This window comes from Chitinophaga nivalis, assembly GCF_025989125.1.
In the GTDB taxonomy this organism is placed as follows: domain Bacteria; phylum Bacteroidota; class Bacteroidia; order Chitinophagales; family Chitinophagaceae; genus Chitinophaga; species Chitinophaga nivalis.
Window position 1 is genome coordinate 175403 of sequence record NZ_JAPDNR010000001.1, and the last position, 20767, is coordinate 196169.

General features: G+C 46.1%; 16 protein-coding genes. 7 read left to right on the plus strand and 9 right to left on the minus strand.

All coding sequences use genetic code 11. The features are described 5' to 3' along the window. Nucleotides 1-67: 67 nt before the first annotated feature. On the minus strand, nt 68-2380 hold the full coding sequence (locus OL444_RS32080) for an NADP-dependent malic enzyme (RefSeq protein WP_264735174.1): 2313 nt from the start codon (nt 2378-2380) through the stop codon (nt 68-70). A 146-nt stretch (nt 2381-2526) separates the two neighbouring features. On the opposite strand from OL444_RS32080, the gene OL444_RS00695 reads away from it, so the two are divergent. Continuing rightward, complete coding sequence (locus OL444_RS00695) at nt 2527-2967, plus strand: DUF4293 domain-containing protein (RefSeq protein WP_264735173.1); 441 nt, start codon at nt 2527-2529, stop codon at nt 2965-2967. Nucleotides 2968-3031: 64 nt separating this feature from the next. On the opposite strand, the gene OL444_RS00700 is transcribed toward OL444_RS00695, so the two are convergent. Both OL444_RS00700 and uvrA read right to left on the minus strand, forming a co-directional pair. Continuing rightward, nucleotides 3032-3862, minus strand: coding sequence for a class I SAM-dependent methyltransferase (locus OL444_RS00700; RefSeq protein ID WP_264735172.1), 831 nt, complete (start codon nt 3860-3862; stop codon nt 3032-3034). 451 nt (nt 3863-4313) lie between these two features. Next, nucleotides 4314-7130, minus strand: a complete 2817-nt coding sequence (gene uvrA, locus OL444_RS00705) for an excinuclease ABC subunit UvrA (RefSeq protein ID WP_264735171.1) — start codon at nt 7128-7130, stop codon at nt 4314-4316. A gap of 339 nt (nt 7131-7469) precedes the next feature. Here uvrA and OL444_RS00710 point away from each other — a divergent pair, with 339 nt between their 5' ends. Continuing rightward, nucleotides 7470-8042 (plus strand): RNA polymerase sigma factor, encoded by a 573-nt coding sequence (locus OL444_RS00710; RefSeq protein ID WP_264735170.1) that lies wholly within the window; start codon nt 7470-7472, stop codon nt 8040-8042. A 62-nt stretch (nt 8043-8104) separates the two neighbouring features. On the opposite strand, the gene OL444_RS00715 is transcribed toward OL444_RS00710, so the two are convergent. Together OL444_RS00715 and OL444_RS00720 are read right to left on the minus strand one after the other, a co-directional pair. Further along, complete coding sequence (locus OL444_RS00715; protein WP_264735169.1) at nt 8105-9031, minus strand: DMT family transporter; 927 nt, start codon at nt 9029-9031, stop codon at nt 8105-8107. 15 nt (nt 9032-9046) lie between these two features. Then, on the minus strand, nt 9047-10246 hold the full coding sequence (locus OL444_RS00720; RefSeq protein WP_264735168.1) for a thiolase family protein: 1200 nt from the start codon (nt 10244-10246) through the stop codon (nt 9047-9049). Between the two features lie 346 nt (nt 10247-10592). Here OL444_RS00720 and rlmN point away from each other — a divergent pair, with 346 nt between their 5' ends. The 3 genes from rlmN (at nt 10593) to OL444_RS00735 (ending at nt 14097) form a co-directional block, all read left to right on the plus strand. Continuing rightward, entirely contained in the window at nt 10593-11636 is a 1044-nt protein-coding gene (gene rlmN / locus OL444_RS00725; RefSeq protein ID WP_264735167.1) for a dual-specificity RNA methyltransferase RlmN, read from the plus strand. 66 nt (nt 11637-11702) lie between these two features. Next, on the plus strand, nt 11703-13361 hold the full coding sequence (locus OL444_RS00730) for a pseudouridine synthase (protein ID WP_264735166.1): 1659 nt from the start codon (nt 11703-11705) through the stop codon (nt 13359-13361). 13 nt (nt 13362-13374) lie between these two features. Beyond that, a complete protein-coding gene (locus tag OL444_RS00735) occupies nt 13375-14097 on the plus strand; it encodes an RluA family pseudouridine synthase (protein ID WP_264735165.1) in 723 nt (240 codons plus the stop codon). Nucleotides 14098-14310: 213 nt separating this feature from the next. Here OL444_RS00735 and OL444_RS00740 read toward each other — a convergent pair whose 3' ends face one another. Both OL444_RS00740 and OL444_RS00745 read right to left on the minus strand, forming a co-directional pair. Next, nucleotides 14311-14946 carry a peroxiredoxin gene (locus OL444_RS00740; RefSeq protein ID WP_264735164.1) on the minus strand — a complete coding sequence of 212 codons (636 nt, stop codon included), beginning with the start codon at nt 14944-14946 and terminating at the stop codon, nt 14311-14313. 236 nt (nt 14947-15182) lie between these two features. Next, nucleotides 15183-15803, minus strand: a complete 621-nt coding sequence (locus OL444_RS00745; protein WP_264735163.1) for a hypothetical protein — start codon at nt 15801-15803, stop codon at nt 15183-15185. Nucleotides 15804-15942: 139 nt separating this feature from the next. Here OL444_RS00745 and OL444_RS31880 point away from each other — a divergent pair, with 139 nt between their 5' ends. Continuing rightward, a complete protein-coding gene (locus OL444_RS31880; RefSeq protein WP_264735162.1) occupies nt 15943-16953 on the plus strand; it encodes a helix-turn-helix transcriptional regulator in 1011 nt (336 codons plus the stop codon). An 85-nt stretch (nt 16954-17038) separates the two neighbouring features. Here OL444_RS31880 and OL444_RS00755 read toward each other — a convergent pair whose 3' ends face one another. Beyond that, nucleotides 17039-17758, minus strand: coding sequence for a hypothetical protein (locus OL444_RS00755; RefSeq protein WP_264735161.1), 720 nt, complete (start codon nt 17756-17758; stop codon nt 17039-17041). A gap of 120 nt (nt 17759-17878) precedes the next feature. Here OL444_RS00755 and ade point away from each other — a divergent pair, with 120 nt between their 5' ends. After that, entirely contained in the window at nt 17879-19519 is a 1641-nt protein-coding gene (gene ade / locus OL444_RS00760) for an adenine deaminase (RefSeq protein WP_264735160.1), read from the plus strand. A 76-nt stretch (nt 19520-19595) separates the two neighbouring features. Here ade and OL444_RS00765 read toward each other — a convergent pair whose 3' ends face one another. Continuing rightward, complete coding sequence (locus OL444_RS00765; RefSeq protein ID WP_264735159.1) at nt 19596-20687, minus strand: anhydro-N-acetylmuramic acid kinase; 1092 nt, start codon at nt 20685-20687, stop codon at nt 19596-19598. Nucleotides 20688-20767: the final 80 nt, after the last annotated feature.

A 20767-nucleotide genomic window follows, 5' to 3' on the forward strand; every position in this document is an offset into this window, starting at 1 on the left:
GGATTAATCTATCCCCGTTTTTCCTTTGTTACAACGCCTCCCGGTTTAGTCCGGCTGCTTTATAAAACTATTTCTTCTTTTTCTTGCCTGCTGCCAACTCCTTCTCTCTGCAGCATTTTTCCTGCGCGTCTACTACGGCGATGTTCACCATGTTTACGATCTGTCTTACCGTACTACCCAACTGCAGGATGTGTACCGGCTTTTTCATACCCAGCAATACCGGACCGATGGCATCAAAACCAGCTACTTCCTGCAGGAGGTTATAAGCCACGTTACCAGCTGTGAGGTTCGGGAAAATGAGGGTATTCACTTCTTCTCCGATCAGCTCTGTAAACGGATAGTTATCTTTCAGGATTTCCTTGTTAAAGGCCATCGCTGCCTGGATTTCACCATCTACGATGAGCGAAGGTTCCCGTTGTTTTACAATTTCACGGGCTTTGCTTACCAGCTGTGCTTCCGGTGTCTGACTGGAGCCGAAGTTGGAATAGGATACCATGGCAATGCGTGGGGTAATGTTGAAGTGTTTCACTTCTTTTGCCACCATCAGGGTAATATCCGCCAGTTCTTCTGCAGTAGGATTAAAGTTCACCGTGGTATCAGCCAGGAACAGCGGTCCACGTTTGGTTTGGATGATATACATACCGGCTACACGCTGTACCCCTTCTTCCATACCAATCACCTGCAGGGCAGGACGGATCGTATCCGGATACTTACGGGTAAGACCGGAGATCAGCGCATCAGCTTCTCCTGTTTCCACCATCATACAACCGAAGTAGTTACGTTCACGCATGATTTTCCTGGCTTCATACAGGTTAAATCCTTTACGTTTACGTTTTTCAAAGAACAGGTCTCCGAATTCATGACGTTTATCCTGCATTTCATCGCTCTTCGGATCAATGATCACGGCGTCATCGATTTCGATGGCGTTTTCCAGCATGAGGGAGCGAATACGTGCTTCGTTACCCAGCAGGATCGGGAAGGCAATACCTTCATCGTTCACCACCTGGGCCGCTTTCAGGATCTTGATATTATCTGCTTCTGCAAATACCACTTTCCTTGGATCACGACGGGCTTTGGTACCAATGACTCTGAAGAGCTGGTTGTCCAGTCCTAAACGGCCGTTCAGTTCCTGTTTATAAGCTTCCCAATCGGTAATAGGATGCTGGGCTACGCCACTTTCCATGGCCGCTTTGGCTACCGCCGGCGCCACTGTACTTAACAGCCGCGGATCCAGTGGTTTAGGAATGATATATTTAGGTCCGAAGAAGATATTTCTTTCATTGTAAGCCAGGTTCACGATGTCTGGCACCGGTGACTTTGCCAGTTCTGCCAGGGCTCTAACGGCGGCCAGTTTCATGGCTTCGTTGATCTGGGTAGCTCTTACGTCCAGGGCGCCCCGGAAGATATAAGGGAAACCCAGTACGTTATTCACCTGGTTAGGATAATCAGAACGGCCGGTAGCCATAATGATGTCCGGACGGGCGGCAATGGCGGTATCGTAGGCAATTTCCGGATCAGGGTTCGCCATGGCGAATACGATCGGATTTTTTGCCATGCTTTTTATCATCGCCTGGGTAACCACGTTTCCTACGGAGAGGCCCAGGAATACGTCTGCACCTTTCATGGCTTCTTCCAGCAGTTTTACCTTGGAAGTGGTGGCAAATTGCATGTGCATGGCGGAAAGATCTTTACGGTCTTTGTTTACCACGCCATCTTTATCAAACAGGATGAAGTTTTCCGGTTTGGCACCCAATGCTACGTACAGCTTTACGCAGGCCATAGCAGCGGCACCAGCACCATTTACCACCAGTTTTACTTTCTCTATTTTCTTTTTCACCAGCTCCAATGCGTTCAGCAGGGCGGCGCCGGAAATAATGGCGGTACCGTGCTGGTCATCGTGCATGATAGGTATTTTCAGCTCTTTACGGAGTCTTTCTTCAATTTCAAAACACTCCGGGCTTTTGATATCTTCGAGGTTGATGCCGCCGAAGGTAGGTTCCAAAGCCTTTACTGCCGCCACAAAACTATCAGGATCGCTGGCATTCAGTTCGATGTCAAATACATCTATATCCGCAAATATTTTGAATAATACAGCTTTACCTTCCATTACCGGTTTGCTGGCTGCGGGGCCAATATTACCCAGGCCCAGTACGGCGGAACCGTTACTGATGACCCCCACCAGGTTGCCCTTGGCGGTGTATTTGTAAACGTTTTCTTCGTCGTTGAAAATTTCTTTACAAGGTTCTGCTACGCCTGGAGAGTAGGCTAAAGAGAGGTCCCACTGCGTTTTCGTGTTCTTCGTAGGTATTACTTCAATTTTACCCGGCCTGCCCATTGCATGGTAATCCAATGCATCCTGCTTATTCAGTTTTCTTGCCATATAAATATAAAGATTGTTAATGGGCGTGCAATATACAAAGTATTGCGGTAAGCCATATCAGCAAATTCGTTTTACCTCCGGGAGATAATGCGTATTTCAACCGTTAAATTTACTTACTTTTACGGTGTTAAACATTCACAAATATCATGATACAACGCATACAGAGTCTTTACCTGCTATTGGCTGCCGGTGGTGGCACCGCTGCTTTATTTTACAATTTGTGGAAAGCCAAACTCAGCAATGGCACGGAAACATATGTAAATGCCTCCAGCAACTACCTCCTGTTTGTGCTTTACACGATTATTATTCTGGTAGCCCTGATCTGTATTTTTCTCTTCAAAAAGAGGAAGTTACAGTTCCGCTTAACGATCTTCAACATCCTGTTCACTACCGGCGCTATCGCTTACCAGTATTACATTGTACAGGAAACTGCCAATAAATTAAGTACGGGTGGCACTACCATTGCCAGTGCCTCGTATCTGCCTGCTTCTTTTTTACCGATACTGATCATCATCTTCCTGTTTCTGGCGGCGAGAGGTATCTATAAAGATGAGAAGCTGATCAAGTCACTGGACAGACTTCGCTGATTACCGTAACGTTTTATATTTTACCGGACCGGGAACTGCCTCCGGTCCGGTAAAAAAATATTGATTATTTAACCCCGCTCGTTATTCTGGCGGTCCACTGGAAATACAGTTTTTCCCGGATAATATGGGTATCGATTTTTTTACGAACCAGCTCCCGCACCTGCTCCTGCTGCATTTCATCCATTCCGGACAAAGCATTTACGACCGCAGCACTTACATTCGTAACATAATTCCAGTGTTCATCTGCTGAGCTGAATTCAATAATCCCCGTCAGTTCTTCTTCCTGAATTTCCTGCATATTGATTTCTTCAAACCAGTCTGTCATAAAACCAGGTTCCATACAATAAAACATGCCGGGAACATGCTTATTATACCGATAGCGTTTGGTTACCTCCCGCACGGCATCCAGCACCATGGCAATCCACAGATTTTTATCCAATAGTCCCCAGGCAGAAACAGCCATCCTGCATCCCGGGCGGAGTACCCGTTGCATTTCCTGTAAACCGGCTGCTGTATCAGTAAAAAACATGACGCCATTCCGGCATAATACGGCATCGAAGCTATCTGTTTCAAAAGGCAGCTCCATGGCATTGCAGCAATGGGTAACAAAATTGGTAATATCCCGTCTGGCAGCATTTTGCCGGGCTATTTCCAGCATTTTTTCGGAAAGATCAATGCCCGTCACATGACTGCCGGGAAATTTTTCTGCGATGGTTAAGCCGGGTTCTCCTGTACCCGTTCCTACATCCAAAACAAACGACTGATCTTTAAGTTGCAGTAGCGCTATCATCCGGGTGCCAATGGGACTTAGTAAGGCCCCGACAATGTTGTTCCACTCATTTCTGTTCCGGGATAGAGCATCCCACTGCGCGTGCATGCAGGATAAGGAATCCATAACATTAATGGTTTAAAATTGAGAGATAAAATTTGGGGTATTGAACAGCCAGCCAATAAATCATTCGCACCCTACGACCTTTTCATCAGGTTAGGGAATTACAGGTGAATTTTAAAAAAGAAAGCCAATCTATGTCTTTTGCTAAATTACGATTTTACTGACCATGCAGTCAGGATAAGGAATACATAACAATTAGTAGTTTAAAATGAGAGATAAAAGTATGGGGGATTGAACAGCCAGTCAGTACATCATTGGTACGCTACCACCTATGTATCAGCTTAGTGAATTACAGGTAATTTTTAAATAAGAAAGCCAACCTATGCCTTTTGCTAAATTACGATTTTACCGTTTATGAAGTACAGCAGTAAATTATTTCTTCATAAAAATGCCCATTATATTTTCGTTTACAAGCGAAAACATAATGGGCATTTGTCCATTTTAGGTTTATCATCTACAGGAATTTCCCTGTATAGCTATTCTTCACCTTTTTCAACCCTTCCGGCACGCCGGTATACAGCAGATTACCACCACCAGCACCTCCTTCAGGTCCCAGGTCTATCACCCAGTCTGCACTCCGGATCACATCCAGGTTGTGTTCTATCACCAATACGGTATGTCCCTGGTCAATCAGGGCATTAAAAGAGTCCAATAGCTTTTTAATATCATGAAAATGAAGACCCGTGGTAGGTTCATCAAAGATAAACAGGATGTGGCCCTGTGCTTTGCCCTTACCCAGGAAAGACGCCAGCTTCACCCGTTGCGCCTCCCCGCCACTCAATGTATCGCTGCTTTGTCCCAGCTTTACGTAACCCAGTCCTACGCTGCTGAGCGGACGTATTTTGTTGCAAACGTCTTTTTCATCCTGGAAGAACTCCAGTGCTTCATCCACGCCCAGTTCCAGTATTTCGTAAATATTTTTACCCTTGTAGGTTACCTCCAGCACTTCATCCTTAAACCTTTTACCACCACAGCTTTCGCAAGTCAGATGCACATCTGCCAGGAACTGCATTTCCACTACCACTTCTCCTTCTCCCTTACAGGAATCACAACGGCCGCCATCCACATTGAAAGAAAAATGTTTGGGCTGGAAACCACGCATCTTACTCAAAGGTTGTTTGGAATACAGATCGCGGATTTCATCATATGCTTTGATATAGGTAACCGGGTTGGAACGGGATGATTTACCAATAGGATTCTGATCAATCATTTCTATCTGCGTGATATCATCCACCGCACCTTTCAGGGCTTTATGGAATCCTACCCTTTCCGCAAATTCACCCTTCAGTTTCATTAATGCCGGATACAGGATCTGTTTTACCAGCGTGGTTTTTCCGGAACCACTCACTCCTGTCACCACTGTCAGGACCTGTAATGGAAAATCAACACTGATATCTTTCAGGTTGTGCTGCCGGCAGCCTTCCAGCGTAATGGCTTTTTTCCATTTACGTAATTTTTCCGGTGGATCAATGGTATAATTACCGCTGAGATATTTACCCGTCAGGCTTTTGCCGTCTTTCAGTATCTGTTCGTAAGTGCCGGCAAAAATTACTTCTCCTCCCAGGTGGCTGGCCAGCGGTCCCATATCGATGATATAGTCTGCTTCTTCCATCATCTGTTCATCATGCTCTACAACTACTACGGTGTTACCCAGGTCGCGCAGTTCTTTCAGTACCCGGATCAGGCGATGGGTATCTCTTGCATGCAGCCCGATACTCGGCTCATCCAGTATATACATGGAATTGGTGAGGTTACTTCCCAGGGTGCGGGTGAGCTGTATACGCTGACTTTCCCCACCACTCAGGGTATTGGCCACACGATTCAGGGTAAGATATCCCAAACCTACATCCAGTAATGTTTTCAGGCGATGATTAATTTCGATGAGAATTCTTTTGGCAACCTGTTGATCATACTCATTCAACTCCAGTTCATCAAACCAGACTTTCAGGTTTTCCACCGGCATTTCTACCAGTGCGGCAATGTTGCAGCCTCCCACTTTGATATACAGCGCTTCTTTACGTAAACGGCCGCCTCCACAATCCGGACAAACCGTACGGCCACGATAACGGGCCTGTAATACGCGATACTGTACCTTGTAGAGATTCTGCTCTACCATCTTAAAGAATTCGTTCAGCCCATAGAAATGTTCATTTCCGGTCCACAACAGTTTTACCTGTTCATCTGTAAGATCTGCAATGGGCTTGTGTATCGGAAATCCGAATTTACGGGAAGCTTTGATCAATGCTTCTTTGTATTCTCCCATTTTTTCACCTCTCCACGGTGCTACCGCTCCTTCAAAAACACTCAGGCGTTTATCCGGAATCACCAGATCGGTATCAATACCCAGCACCTGTCCGAATCCTTCGCAGGTAGGACACGCACCATAGGGATTATTAAACGAGAACAGGTTAGGTACCGGTTCTTCAAATTGTAAACCATCCAGTTCAAAACGGTTGGCAAAATGTTCCATTTTGCTGCCGTCGACTTCTACATAACAGTCTCCTTCGCTCTCATAAAAAGCGGTTTGAACGCTGTCGGCTATACGATGTTTATCATCTTCCTCAAAATCCTTCACTACCAGCCTGTCTATCAATACCCAGGCATCTTCCGGTACTGCCGGTTTTTTCTGCTCCAGCAGTTCCTCCAGCCGTAGCAGACCATTACCTTCTCCGGCAGGTGAATACAACCGGGAAAAACCTTTCTGCATCAGGATGTTCAGTTCCTCTTTCACGTCTCTTTTGGCGTGGCGGCGGAAAGGCGCGAGCAACAATACTTTGCTCCCGTGTTTCAGCTTTATGATGTAATCTACCACATCACTGACTTCATGTTTCTTTACCAGCTGCCCGGATACAGGCGAATAGGTTTTCCCTACCCGGCCAAACAATAACCGCAGGTAATCGTAGATCTCCGTCATTGAACCCACGGTAGACCTGGGTGTACGGGTGATGACCTTTTGTTCTATTGCGATTGCAGGACAAATCCCTTTGATATAATCCACATCCGGCTTGTTCATACGCATGAGGAACTGCCGGGCGTAGGCACTCAGGCTCTCTGCATAACGACGTTGTCCTTCTGCGTACAAGGTATCCATGGTAAGGGAGGACTTACCTGATCCGGACACGCCCGTTACTACGACCAGTTTATTACGCGGAATAGCTACACTGACATTCTTGAGATTGTGTACCCGTGCACCTTTTATGAAAATCTGATCCTGCGGGCTAACTTCCTGAGGAACGATTGCGGTCTCCTGTTTTTTAACTTTTGTTGCCATGACAGAACAAATTTAAGGGAAAAGATGTTAGGTAAGGTGTCTCGTTTTAGCGATTAGCTTTGAATGTGTTAGCTTGAAAAGTGCCACCACATTACACGTGAAAAGCTAATGGACAAAGGCTAAAGGGGGATTTTTACAGCTAATTATTATTTGTTTTATTGAAGTAATCTTTTATATTTGCAATAGCCCTGTTTTATAAACCTGTAACAGGATTTCATTATCTCTTAACACTAAAACTACTCATTATCGCTTAAACTCTACCTAATTTAAACAACCAAACTGGCTGTAAAGGCTGTAATTATTTACTAACCCGCCTAGTTGTAGAAGTTTATGCAAATAATGTACAAATTGTGCGATGAGCAGTTAATTACCCTCTTCAAAAAGGGACATTCTTCCGCATTGGAGGAACTGGTGCACCGCCACCGGGAAAAAGTATTTACTTCCATACTGCTATTGGTAAAGGACTACTTTTTAGCAGAAGATATATTCCAGGACACTTTCATCAAAATCATAGACACGATACGTGCAGAACGCTATACCGAAAAGGGTAAGTTTTTACCTTGGGCGATGCGTATTGCACATAACCTGTGTGTGGATCATTTCAGAAAGATCAAGCGTACGCCGATGATTAAAACCGGCGACGACAAAGATATTTTTGATGTACTGGGATTCAGCGACAGCTGTGCTGAAGATAAAATCATGACCCGTCAAAGCCACGACCGTGTCCGGCGTATGCTGGATATGCTGCCGGAAGAACAACGGGAAGTGATTATTCTGCGGCACTATGCAGAACTGAGCTTCAAAGAAATTGCGGATCTCACGCAAGTGAGTATCAATACTGCACTGGGTCGGATGCGGTATGGTCTGATCAATCTCCGTAAAATGATGACGGAGAAGCAAATTTGTCTGTGAACGACCCTTTTTTTGCTTGCCAGCAACGAGCGGCCGGATGTAATGTCCGACCGCTCGCTATTTTAGGACCTTTCCGTGGCCGTTTTCTTCTTTCCGATCAGCCACACACCCGCCAATACCAGCACCGTTCCCAGCAACTGCGGCCAGCTGACAGACTCCTGTAAAAAAAACATCGCCAGCAAAATCGTAGCTACCGGCCCTACAATGCCAATAATGGCGGCATTTCCCGCCCCTACATACTTCATACCTGCCGATAACAAAAACGTAGGCAGCACCGTAGAAATAACGGCCAGGCATACACTCATACTGATCGTGTAGGAAGAAAAATGCCGGGGCTGAAAACCATATTGCAACAGATAATGTGTGAATACACCCAATGTAGAAAAAATGAGCGCATAGGCCGTAAATTTCATGGCACCCACCTGCAAAATGATTTCCGCGCCTCCCACCATGTAAAATGCATACGCCACGGCACATCCGGCCACCAGCAAACATCCCAGCACCAGATGTGCGCCTGTATTCAGGTGACCAATATCTCCCACAAAAGCGATCACGATACCAATGTATGCCAGCAGCAATGCCTGCCATTGAATCGTGGTAATACGTTTCCCGAAAAACATGGCCGACATCAGCAACGCAAAAGTAGGATACAGGAAAAGGATCAGCCGCTCCATACCGGCCGTGATATACTGTAAACCCATAAAGTCCAGGATACCACTCAGGTAATACCCCAAGACACCCAGTATGCCAATGGTCAGCCATTGACGGCCACTGAGTTGCTGATTACCTTCCTGCCGCCACAGCACCAACGCTGTCAGCACATAAAAAGGCAAGGCAAACAACATCCGCAGCGCCAGCACCGTAATGGCATCTACCGGCGCTGCCCTGTAAATCAGCTTAATGAAAATAGCTTTCATGGAAAAACACACGGCGCTTAATAGCACCATGGTAAAGCCCCAGTAAAAGGACTTCTTCGGTTTAGTTGGCATAGTTTATTCTATTGATCAAAGCCGTTCGTATATGATGGCAACGCCCTGCCCTACTCCGACACACATCGTAGCAAGGCCATATCTGGCGCCGTCGCGCCGTTTCATTTCGTGTAATAAAGTAGCTGTAATTCTGGAACCGCTGCATCCCAGCGGATGTCCGATGGCGATAGCCCCTCCGTTGACATTCACAATATCCGGGTTGATGCCCAGATCCTTCATACAGGCCAGTGACTGAGCGGCAAAAGCTTCATTCAGTTCTGCCAGATCCAGTTGATGTATTTGCAAACCTGCCCGCTGCAAGGCTTTCTGAGTAGCCGGTACCGGACCAATCCCCATCACCGACGGGTCTACCCCTGCCACTGCCATAGATTTGATCTGCGCTAATGGCTGCAGGTTGAATTGTTTCAATGCTTTTTCAGATACGATCAATACCGCTGCTGCCCCATCATTGATCCCGGAAGAATTACCTGCCGTAACAGAACCATCTTTCGCAAAAGCAGGACGTAGGCCCGCCAGTTTTTCCAGCGAGGTGTCGCGGGGTTGTTCATCTGTTGAAAAAATAATGGCTTCTCCTTTATTGGGAGTAATCGTTACCGGAATAATTTCATCGTTCCACTTACCTGCTTCCAGGGCTTGTTTATATTGCTGCTGGCTGCGCAGGGCAAAAATATCCTGTTCTTCCCGGCCTATATTCCATTGGCGGGCAACATTTTCTGCCGTTTCTCCCATCGAATAGGGATGATACATATCTGCCAGGGCTTTATTGGTAAAGCGCCAGCCAATGGTGGTATCATATATTTCGGCCTTACGGCTGAAAGGTCCGTCTGCTTTGGCCATGACAAAAGGGGCCCGGGTCATGCTTTCCACGCCGCCGGCTACATATACATCTCCTTCTCCGCACATTACTGCCCGGGCAGCATCCATGATAGCCTGCATACCGGAAGCGCATAAACGATTAACGGTGTTGCCGGCTACCGTTACCGGCAGTCCTGCCAGCAAAGCCGCCATACGGGCTACATCGCGGTTATCTTCTCCGGCCTGGTTGGCAGCGCCGGCAATCACATCTTCAATGACAGCAGGATCTATTGTGGGATTTCTTTTTAACAACCCTTTTATTACATGTGCCAGCATATCGTCCGGGCGGATGGTACTTAAAGCTCCGCCATAGCGGCCTATTGGGGTACGTACTGCATCTACTATATAAGCAACTTGCATTTTGGTGTATAGATTTTAGGTGATATGCAAATAAAAGACATCCCACTAACTCAGCCAATAAAACCTCCGGTGTGCTGTTGGCTGGTATTGTGCATCTCTGGCATCAAAAAGCGCCTTACAAACTGACATTCAGCCACTTACATCAAACCCTCTCCTTTTCGGCAAAATACCGCTTTTCAGGGCCTTTTACGGCTGCAATATAGCTCTCCAAACCGGGCCCGGGAACAGGGGAATGGCCGTGGTATTGTATTTAGCAAGACATTCCGGCAGTACGCCAATATTCAGTATCTTTGCAGATGCTTTCCGACTGCCGTAAGGCAGGCATTTGCTCAATTAATGGTCAATAATGAAGTCTGACAACAAAAACATCCGGCATTTAAGTTTACCGGCATTACAGGAATATTTCGGATCTATAGGCGAAAAGCCTTTCCGTGCTAAACAAGTATACGAATGGGTATGGTTGCGTCACGCCAATAGCTTTGACGCCATGACCAATCTCTCCAAAGATTTACGTCACAAACTGGAAACACATTTTACCCTTCCGGCAGTAACAGTAGATACTGTACAGAAGAGTACAGATGGTACCATTAAAAGCCGGTTCCGCCTGCACGACAACCACCTGGTGGAAGGCGTGCTTATTCCTACAGATACGCGCCAGACGGCCTGTGTATCATCACAGGTTGGTTGTAGCCTGAGCTGTAAGTTCTGTGCTACAGGCTATATGGACCGTAAACGTAACCTGGATTACGATGAAATTTATGATGAAGTAGCGCTGATTAACCAACAGGCCCTGGAGCACTATGGTAAAAAGCTAAGCAATATTGTATTTATGGGTATGGGAGAACCCCTGCTCAACTACAAAAACGTGTTACAGGCCATCGAACGGATCACCGCTCCGGACGGTCTCGGCATGTCGCCCAAACGTATTACCGTATCTACCGCCGGTGTGGCCAAAATGATCCGGCAGCTGGGCGACGATAAAGTACGTTTTAACCTGGCCTTGTCTTTACATGCCGCCAATGATAAAAAACGTAGCGAAATCATGCCTATCAACGATTCCAACAGCCTGAAGGAACTGATAGAGGCATTGAACTATTTTTATAAAGCCACCGAGAATGAAATCTCTTTTGAATATATCCTCTTCAAGGACTTTAATGATTCAAAAGCAGATGCAGATGAACTGATTAAAATTTACCGGCAGGTACCTGCCGACCTGGTAAACATCATCGAATATAACCCAATTGATAATGCCCGCTTCCAGAAACCGGAAGCCCAGACCGCAGAGGAATTCATGGCATATCTTGGCAAGAACCGGGTGAATGCGAGACTACGCCGCAGCCGTGGTAAAGATATTGACGCTGCCTGCGGACAACTGGCCAACAAAGGCTGATATCACTAAAACAAAATTTCCATTGGTCCTTCCTGCATAGGAAGGATCACCAATCAATAATAGTTTATGAAGAAACAACAACCTGCTAAAAAAGGGTCGGGAACTTTTAAAGACAAGCGATCCGATAAATACGATAAACCAGCAGGCAACCGCAACCGCTCCTCCGCTGATGGTGAAAGGCCAGGAAGAGCATCTGCAAAAGATAACAGCAGCAGTGATGATAAACCTTTCCGCAAACGCAGCTTTGACGGAGATAAAACCAGTGCTGACAAACCTTCTTTCCGTAAACGTAGTTTCGACGGAGATAAAACCAGTGGTGATAAACCCGCTTTCCGTAAACGCAGTTTTGACGGCGATAAAACCGGTGACGATAAACCTGCTTTCCGTAAACGCAGTTTTGACGGCGATAAAACCGGTGACGATAAACCCGCTTTCCGCAAACGCAGCTTTGACGGCGATAAAACCGGTGATGACAAACCTTCTTTCCGTAAACGCAGCTTTGACGGCGATAAAACCGATGGTGACAAACCTTCTTTCCGTAAACGCAGTTTTGATGGCCCTAAACCAGAACGGAAACGCAGCTTTGATACCGACAAAAAAAGCGACGACAAACCAGCGCGGAAACGCATCTACACTTCCTTCAAAAAGGATGATATAAACACAGATCAAAAATCAGGCTTCGGAGAGGCGGCCGGCGGATCAGATAAACCCGCCCGGAAACGCAGCTTCGGCAGCGATAAAAAGGCAACTGGCAGAAAAACCTACGAGCCTAAGAAATCCAGCGACGACAGCGTTTTCCACTTCCATGGCGACAGTGGCAAAGGCAAAAAAGGCGACCGGAAAGAAACCCCCAGCGGCTTTAACCGTAAAAAATTCTTTGACCGGACCAATGATCGTTTTGCTGACAAACAGGAAAGAAGCAAAGGATCTAAAAAAAGGACCACTAACGATAACGAGCACACGAAAAATCCCACCAAAGCATCCAAAGAAAGTTCCTTTGGCCCTGGTGAAATGCCCCTGAATAAATATATCGCACACTGCGGGCTTTGCTCCCGCCGCAAAGCGGTAGACTTCATCAAGGAAGGGAAAGTAACGGTAAATGGTAAAGTCATCACCGAACCAGCTACCAAAGTTACCGCCAGCGATACCGTTACCATGCAGGATAAGAAAGTGCATCTGACTAAAAACCTGGTGTACATCCTCCTCAACAAACCTAAAGGATATATTACCACTACCGACGATCCGGAAGGACGGAAAACCGTGATGGACCTGGTACAGGAAGCTGCTGAAAATGAAAGGGTTTACCCGGTGGGAAGACTTGACCGGAATACTTCCGGCCTGTTGTTACTGACCAACGATGGAGAACTCGCTCAGCGCCTGGCACATCCGAAACACAACATCAAAAAAATATACCAGGTAGAACTGGAGAAACCACTGACTAAAGGTGATTTCGAAAAAATCATCGATGGTGTTACCCTGGAAGATGGTGTAGCGCTGGTGGATGCCCTGGGTTACGTAGATCCCAAGGATAAAAAACAGATCGGTATTGAAATCCATAGCGGTAAAAACCGTATTGTACGCCGTATCTTCGAACACCTGGGCTATTCAGTGGAAAAACTGGATCGTGTGATGTATGCCGGCCTTACCAAAAAAACACTGAACCGCGGACAATGGCGTTTCCTCACGGAAAAAGAAGTGATCCTGCTGAAACATTTTAAAAAATAACCGGCGATAGCTGATGCGATTAGAAGATCATATTTTATTAGAGACGCCGGATTTTGTTATCGTTAATAAACCTTCCGGCGTGCTGACGCTGCCCGACCGGCATGACAACGAACTGATTTCCCTGAATGCCATTATGAAAAAGGCATATGGGGAAATATTCGTGGTACACCGGCTCGATCGCGACACCAGTGGCATTATCCTGTTTGCCCGCAACGAAGCTGCCCATAAATACTTCTCTCAGCTTTTTGAAGGCCGGGATGTAAAAAAATATTACCTGGGCCTCGTCAGCGGTCAGCCGGCTGTCAAACAAGGCAGTGTGAATGAAGGCATTATGGAGCACCCGGTGCAAAAAGGAAAGATGGTAACCAACCGCAAGGGAAAAGCTTCCTTAACGGATTATGAAGTGCTGGAAGAATTTGGCTTGTATAGCCTGGTGAGAATGCGTATTCATACCGGTCGTACACACCAGATCAGGGTACACATGAAATTCCTGGGGCATCCGATTGCCGTGGATGAATTGTATGGCAGCCCGGAACCCGTGTTGTTATCTGCCATTAAAAAGAAGTTTAAACTGGGTAAACATACAGAAGAAGAACGTCCGATACTGAGCCGCCTGGCCTTACATGCCGCCATGCTGGAGTTTAAAGGACCGAATGGCCAGCCTTACGTAGTAGAGGCGCCGTTACCGAAAGATATGAGTGCCTTGCTGAATCAACTGAGAAAACATCGCAGTTAACATAGTTTTGGTTTAACACTGGCCCATTGGCAATTTATCGCCGGTGGGCTTTTTTTATGCAGGTAACTTTCGTGGCAAGCCGCGTTGGTAAGGGGATAAAATAAAAAAACGGGGAAAAATCCCCGTTTCGTAAAAATCAAAAACCAACCATTAAAAATTCTTATTAGGAAGTACTGTTATCTGGTTATTAATAAACAGCACTATAGCTATCAATTACTTGTTCGGCTGCGGTGTTGTTCTCAGATAAGGCTTGATAATTTTGTGGCCTTTCGGAAAACGTTCCGGAATATCTGCAGTCGGAACAGCCGCTGTAACGATTACGTCTTCGCCATCCTGCCAGTTTGCTGGCGTAGCTACACTGTATTTAGCAGTCAGCTGCAGGGAGTCGATAACGCGTAAAACTTCGTGAAAATTCCTGCCGGTAGAAGCCGGATAGGTGATCGTCAGTTTTATTTTCTTATCAGGACCGATGATAAACAAGGATCTAACGGTAAACGTTTCAGAAGCGTTTGGATGAATCATATCATACAAGTTGGCCACTGTTTTATCCTGGTCTGCAATAATAGGGAAAGTTACGTCACATTGTTGTGTTTCGTTAATATCTCCTATCCAGCTAAGGTGTTTATCTAATGGGTCTACACTGATAGCCAGTACTTTAACATCTCTTTTGGCAAACTCATCTTTTAATAAAGCGGTTCTACCTAATTCAGTTGTACATACTGGTGTAAAATCTGCGGGATGGGAGAATATTACGCCCCAGCTATCGCCGAGATAATCGTAAAAGTCTATTTCCCCTAATGTGGTATTGGCTTTGAAATTGGGTGCGATGTCCCCCAGTCTTAAACTCATAGTTCTACGATTTACTTGTTCAAAAATAGGATTTTCCTACAAAATTTATAGACTTTAAGGGAGTTTTTTCATTTTTTTATTTTATTTTTTTTAAAATGGGGTAATTGGGGCTAACAAACAGGGTAACAAACTGGGTCAAATCAGGGTTAAATCAACTGGATAAAAAGGGTTAAATGGATAAAAAGGGGGTTAATCAAACGGACAAAATATGGCTTTACAAAATTTACAAAAGTTGCTTATTGACCTGAAGCAGGAAGCTGCCAGGCGTGATAGGCCATACTGAACAGATGATCATCTGCCAGGCCGGCTTCCATCCGGGCTGCTTCCTCTTCCAGCTCCAGTTCAATAAATCCAAGGTATAGGGCATAATAATGCTGAAAAGTGCTGATGCACTCGGTCAGACTATTCCTGCTGCCAGCAAGGGCGGCCGGCGGCAGATCGGGTAAAGCAGGCATAGGCGGCAATGCTACTACTTTCTCTATATAATAACACTCTTCATCAGAGTAAGGCTCCCAGTTATTTTCCGGCTGCAACGAGGGTTTCTGCAGGCAGAAGGTCATATTATCAAATACCACGGCTGCCCCCAGTTCGGTTTCCAGGTCGATGATTTCCGGTATACGCCGCATGTTTTCCAATTTCTTCACAATTGTCATCTGCACCGCATCATGCTTATCATGACCGTAACGCAACATGGTGTTCATCACCTCATAGGTTGTTACAAAGTCGCACAGATGCCACACCTCTTCCAGTTGCACATGCCCCCATAATGTCAGGTAGTTGGAGTCATCCATGATAATCTGTCCGATTGAAATGGCCTGTATGTTGGTAATGGCTGTAGTTGTATGTACCTTGTTCATAACTATCAGGTTTTAATAACAATACAAAGCTACCCTTCCTGCGCGCATAGAATTTGCGTAGTGAACATCCTGTTATAAAATTTTAAATAGAGGTCGCAAAAAGGAGAATTCCTTATTTTTATTTTCTAAACTTTATCTTGTGCCAAAGAATAAGGATGCGGTATCACGTTACCGCTGGATTGATGAAAGGCTGCGTAACAAACGCCTGCCCAAACCTACACTGGAACACCTTATTGAATACGTATCCGAAAAAATGGATACAGACATCTCTACACGTACTATTCAGAAGGACATACAGGATATGCGCCAGGACCCGGAGCTGAACTATATGGCGCCTATTGTATATGATCGCAGCAGCGGTACTTACCGCTATGCAGACGATAATTTTTCCATCAGCAATATTCCCATTGAAGAAGCAGACCTGCAAGGCCTGGAAATAGCCATTGGCATACTGGAACAATTCAGAAGCCTGCCGGTAGTACAACAGTTTGAAGACGCGATTCTGAAAATTGCTGCCAGCCTGAAAATGAACCGGGAAGCCCTGCAACACAAGGGGTTGATTAAATTTACCCGTACCTCCCAGTACAAAGGCGCCGAGCATATTCCTGAAATCGTGGATGCCATCAAAAACCTGGAAGTAATCCGTATTTCCTACCAGAGTTTCGACCGCGATGAACCCAAGGAACACTGGGTAGAACCTTTTCACCTGCGCGAATACCAGCACCGCTTTTACCTGATCGGCAAAAGTCAGAAAACACGGGGCGGCGCCGTCATTACTTTTGCCCTCGACAGGGTTGTTAACATATGGCCGACCAATAAACATTTCGATGAAAAAAACTTCGACGAAGCCAGTTACTTCCAGCATGCAGTAGGTATTACCGTACACGACGGAGAGCCGGAACAGGTCATCCTGCGCTTTACCCCACGGCAGGGAAAATATGTGAAATCGCAGCCGATTCACGCTTCACAGGAAATACTGGAAGATAACAGCAAGGAATGCCGTATATCCCTCCAGGTGGTCATTAATCCCGAACTCATCATGACCCTGCTCAGTTACGGCGCCAACGTGAAAGTATTGCAACCCGCTCACCTCGCAGAAAAACTGGCCACAGAAGCCAGCGCCATGACAGCACTATACAAAGGAAAATAAGGCGGTAAACAGTTCCGGGAAGATATACCGGCCAACAGCGCACGGATATCTTCCCGGAATAACGATTTATAATACTGTGATCAGCTTATTTCGCAGGCTTTTCAAATAAACTACTCTCCACTGGCTGATTAGTGACTACTTTTTCGATGTTGATTTTCACGCCGGAAGGCTGCTGTTCTGTTACCGCCGGATAAGCAAATCCCTCCGGAGTTTTCCGGTAATCAGACATCAACGTAACCAGTTCCACGGATTGGCCTTGTATCTCTACTTTATTCACAGCTTTTACCAGGTAAAAATTGGCGGCATCTACAAATGCCAGGCCTTCTGTACCATCTGCTGATACTATTTTCAACTTATATGCCGGCGCACCATTCACGTCCTCTTTCCCCAGCAAAGAGAGTTGTTTACCTCTTGCTTTGTAATCATAAAAATCACCTTTCAGATCCAGCTGTGTTTTCATCAGTTTAAATGTAGCTGCATCCATATCCTGCGGAGTGGTTTGCATCATCACCGGCATCAGGCTCCAGCCTGCGGTACTGGTGACCACCTGTATATTGGTAGTGCCCTGTACATTGAATTCCAGCCGCATTCCTTCATCCTGCTTTACCCACCTTTTCAAGGGTACTTCCATGCCTTGCACTTCCATTTTCCCTTCCACATACTGCGTTTGCACTGTTTTGAATTTATTGGCACCACCCATTGCGGCAATATTTTTATCGACTATCTCCTCGAGTGATTGTGCGTATGTACTGATACCGGCCATTAAAAAAGCAACAGCCCATGTTAAAACCTTCATGCCTTTCATAAAAGATGTTTTGTATGAATTTTAGTGATCGAATAAAGATAACCAAAAAACATCGCTCCACTCTTTCTTTCAAAAAAACTGCCGGTATTCAAACTGCCTGCTATTCCTTAGTTTTGCGGTATGAATACATTCCAGATTTCCGGTAACCTGGTAGATATCCTCCAACAGGAAATATATCCGGCTACCCTGCATATAGAGAACGGTGTTATCCGCCACATTGCGCGTAATAACGAGGTGTATACGCATTACATACTACCAGGATTTACTGATGCCCATGTACATGTGGAAAGTTCCATGCTCATCCCTTCGGAGTTTGCGCGGCTGGCCGTTGTACACGGTACCATTGCCACCATCAGCGATCCGCATGAAATAGCCAATGTAATGGGCGTAAAAGGCGTGGAGTTTATGCTGGAAAACGGGAAACAGGTACCCTTTAAATTTAACTTCGGTGCGCCCTCCTGTGTACCCGCTACTGTTTTTGAAACAGCAGGCGCCACTGTGAGTGTAGCCGATATTGAAGCGTTGCTGCAACGGGATGACATTCTTTACCTGACGGAGATGATGAACTTCCCCGGCGTATTGCATAAAGATCCGGAAGTACTGGCTAAAATTGCAGCGGCACAGAAAGTAAACAAACCTGTCGATGGCCATGCACCAGGCCTCCGCGGAGAAGATGCCCGCAATTATATTGCAGCCGGTATCAGTACCGATCATGAATGTTTCACCCTGGAAGAAGCACTGGATAAACTGCAATACGGTATGCACATCCTCATCCGGGAAGGCAGTGCCGCCAAAAACTTTGAAGCACTCATTCCATTGCTGCACGACTATCCGGAAAAAATCATGTTCTGCAGCGACGATAAACACCCCGACAACCTGGTAGAGGGACATATTAATCTGCTGGTAAAACGTGCACTGGCACATGGTGTGGAGCTTTTTAAAGTATTGCGCGCCGCCTGCGTTAACCCGGTATTGCATTATAAACTCAGTAATGGATTGCTCCGCGCTGGTGATGCCGCTGATTTTATTGTGATCGATGACTTACAGCACTTCAACATACAAGCCACCTATATCAACGGTACCAAAGTAGCAGAAAACGGGCAAACACTGATAGCACCGGTGCCTGCCGTTCCGGTAAACAACTTCGTTTGCCATGCGAAAACAGTCACCGATCTTCGTATAACCGTTACAGATAGTACCGCTACTACTGCTACTGTAAAAGTGATTACTGCCACCGATGGTCAACTGATCACCGGTAGCACTACTGCTACCCTACCTGTTGTCAACGGTACCCTGCACAGTGATGTATCACAGGATACCCTGAAACTGGTAGTCGTTAACCGTTACCGGGAAGCGCCGCCGGCACTGGCATTTATTCGTGGCTTCCACCTGCAGCACGGCGCTATTGCCTCTTCTGTAGCACACGATAGTCATAACATTATAGCTGTTGGTACGGATGATGAAAGTTTATGTGCAGCTATTAATGCCATCATCACTGCACAGGGAGGTATCAGTGTGGCCAATGGAAAAGAAGTACAGGTATTACCGTTACCGGTAGCCGGTTTAATGAGTAACCTCGACGGATATACGATTGCAACGCAATACAGTGCGCTGGATCAGGCAGCAAAAGCATTGGGTTCACAGTTAAACTCTCCTTTCATGACCCTGTCATTTATGGCGCTGCTGGTGATTCCTCACCTGAAGCTCAGTGACCTGGGATTATTTGATGGCGATAAGTTTGAACTGACAACCAGTCATTAAAAAACTCACGAGAATAAAAAAATAAGGAGCAGCGGGTAGCTGCTCCTTATTTTTTTATCTATTCATATGATGATGATCAGTGGCTGATCCAGAGCGCGCCATTAATGGAATCGCGGCTGGCACCAGTAACAGACGACATGATATTTTCTTCCTGTCTCCAGCGTAAAGCACCTATCAGCGCCATGACCAGGGCTTCTTTAAAGTTAACCGTTTGTTCATCCGGCACAGTGACTGTTATATCAAGCGGCGCCAGCTGCTCCTGAATCCTGTTGACCAGGAAGGTATTAAAGGCACCACCACCCGTAATCAGCATACTCACGGGGCCTTCCGGCATACGGGCTTTCAGGGCTGCTACTGCCTGAGCGATTTGGATTGCAATGTGTTCTGTATAGGTACGCAGCTTACCCTGTACGGATATACGTAAAGGCGCAATCATCGGTAATATCGTATCTGTACCAAAATCATTGGCCAGTGATTTGGGCCAGGCCTGCGTATAATAAGGCAATGCGTTTAACTGTTGCAGCAAAGCTTCATCCGCCACACCGCCGGCAGCCAGCGCCCCACCTTCGTCATAAGGCTTTTGCAAAGCGTTTGCCAGCGTGTTGAGTACCCGGTTAGCCGGACAAATATCAAATGCGGCAAACTGCTCCGGTAACTGTGCAGAAATATTGGCAATACCGCCCAGATTCAGCCAATATTGATAATCCGGCAGCAGGTATTTTTCGCCAATTGGTACAATCGGTGCTCCCTGACCTCCCAATGCCACATCTACGGCACGCAGATCGGTGATCACCGGCAATCCGGTTACGGCCGTAATAGCAGCGCCATCGCCCAGCTGAGCAGTCATCTTACCAGCCGGCAGATGAAAAGTGGTGTGTCCGTGAGAAGCAATAAAATGTACTTTATGTTCTAATTGATTATTTGCAATAAAAGCCAAAATCCGTTCACCAGTATAGTGTCCGTAAGCAGTGTGCAGCAACAGGTATTCCCTGGCTGGCAGTGTAGTAGCTGTAGCCAGTTTATCTACCCATTCCGGTTCATATGGCAGGCTCTCCGCCGCTTTGATAGCATAGGTCCATTTTCCGCGGACCTCAGTCAGTTCTGCAAAAACGATATCCAGTCCATCTAAAGAACTGCCGGACATAGTGCCTATCACATTGTATACCATCTACAAAAAATTTTAACAAAGGTAGTTGTAAAATATTTTTTTTCCGACTTATGGAAATCACCGGTCAGGATTCATCATAC

Excerpts from the sequence above, each read along its gene's own strand:
- OL444_RS32080 (WP_264735174.1), bottom strand. The coding sequence starts at position 2,380 with ATGGCAAGAAAACTGAATAAGCAGGATGCATTGGATTACCATGCAATG.
- OL444_RS00695 (WP_264735173.1), top strand. The coding sequence starts at position 2,527 with ATGATACAACGCATACAGAGTCTTTACCTGCTATTGGCTGCCGGTGGT.
- OL444_RS00700 (WP_264735172.1), bottom strand. The coding sequence starts at position 3,862 with ATGGATTCCTTATCCTGCATGCACGCGCAGTGGGATGCTCTATCCCGG.
- uvrA (WP_264735171.1), bottom strand. The coding sequence starts at position 7,130 with ATGGCAACAAAAGTTAAAAAACAGGAGACCGCAATCGTTCCTCAGGAA.
- OL444_RS00710 (WP_264735170.1), top strand. The coding sequence starts at position 7,470 with ATGTACAAATTGTGCGATGAGCAGTTAATTACCCTCTTCAAAAAGGGA.
- OL444_RS00715 (WP_264735169.1), bottom strand. The coding sequence starts at position 9,031 with ATGCCAACTAAACCGAAGAAGTCCTTTTACTGGGGCTTTACCATGGTG.
- OL444_RS00720 (WP_264735168.1), bottom strand. The coding sequence starts at position 10,246 with ATGCAAGTTGCTTATATAGTAGATGCAGTACGTACCCCAATAGGCCGC.
- rlmN (WP_264735167.1), top strand. The coding sequence starts at position 10,593 with ATGAAGTCTGACAACAAAAACATCCGGCATTTAAGTTTACCGGCATTA.
- OL444_RS00730 (WP_264735166.1), top strand. The coding sequence starts at position 11,703 with ATGAAGAAACAACAACCTGCTAAAAAAGGGTCGGGAACTTTTAAAGAC.
- OL444_RS00735 (WP_264735165.1), top strand. The coding sequence starts at position 13,375 with ATGCGATTAGAAGATCATATTTTATTAGAGACGCCGGATTTTGTTATC.
- OL444_RS00740 (WP_264735164.1), bottom strand. The coding sequence starts at position 14,946 with ATGAGTTTAAGACTGGGGGACATCGCACCCAATTTCAAAGCCAATACC.
- OL444_RS00745 (WP_264735163.1), bottom strand. The coding sequence starts at position 15,803 with ATGAACAAGGTACATACAACTACAGCCATTACCAACATACAGGCCATT.
- OL444_RS00755 (WP_264735161.1), bottom strand. The coding sequence starts at position 17,758 with ATGAAAGGCATGAAGGTTTTAACATGGGCTGTTGCTTTTTTAATGGCC.
- ade (WP_264735160.1), top strand. The coding sequence starts at position 17,879 with ATGAATACATTCCAGATTTCCGGTAACCTGGTAGATATCCTCCAACAG.
- OL444_RS00765 (WP_264735159.1), bottom strand. The coding sequence starts at position 20,687 with ATGGTATACAATGTGATAGGCACTATGTCCGGCAGTTCTTTAGATGGA.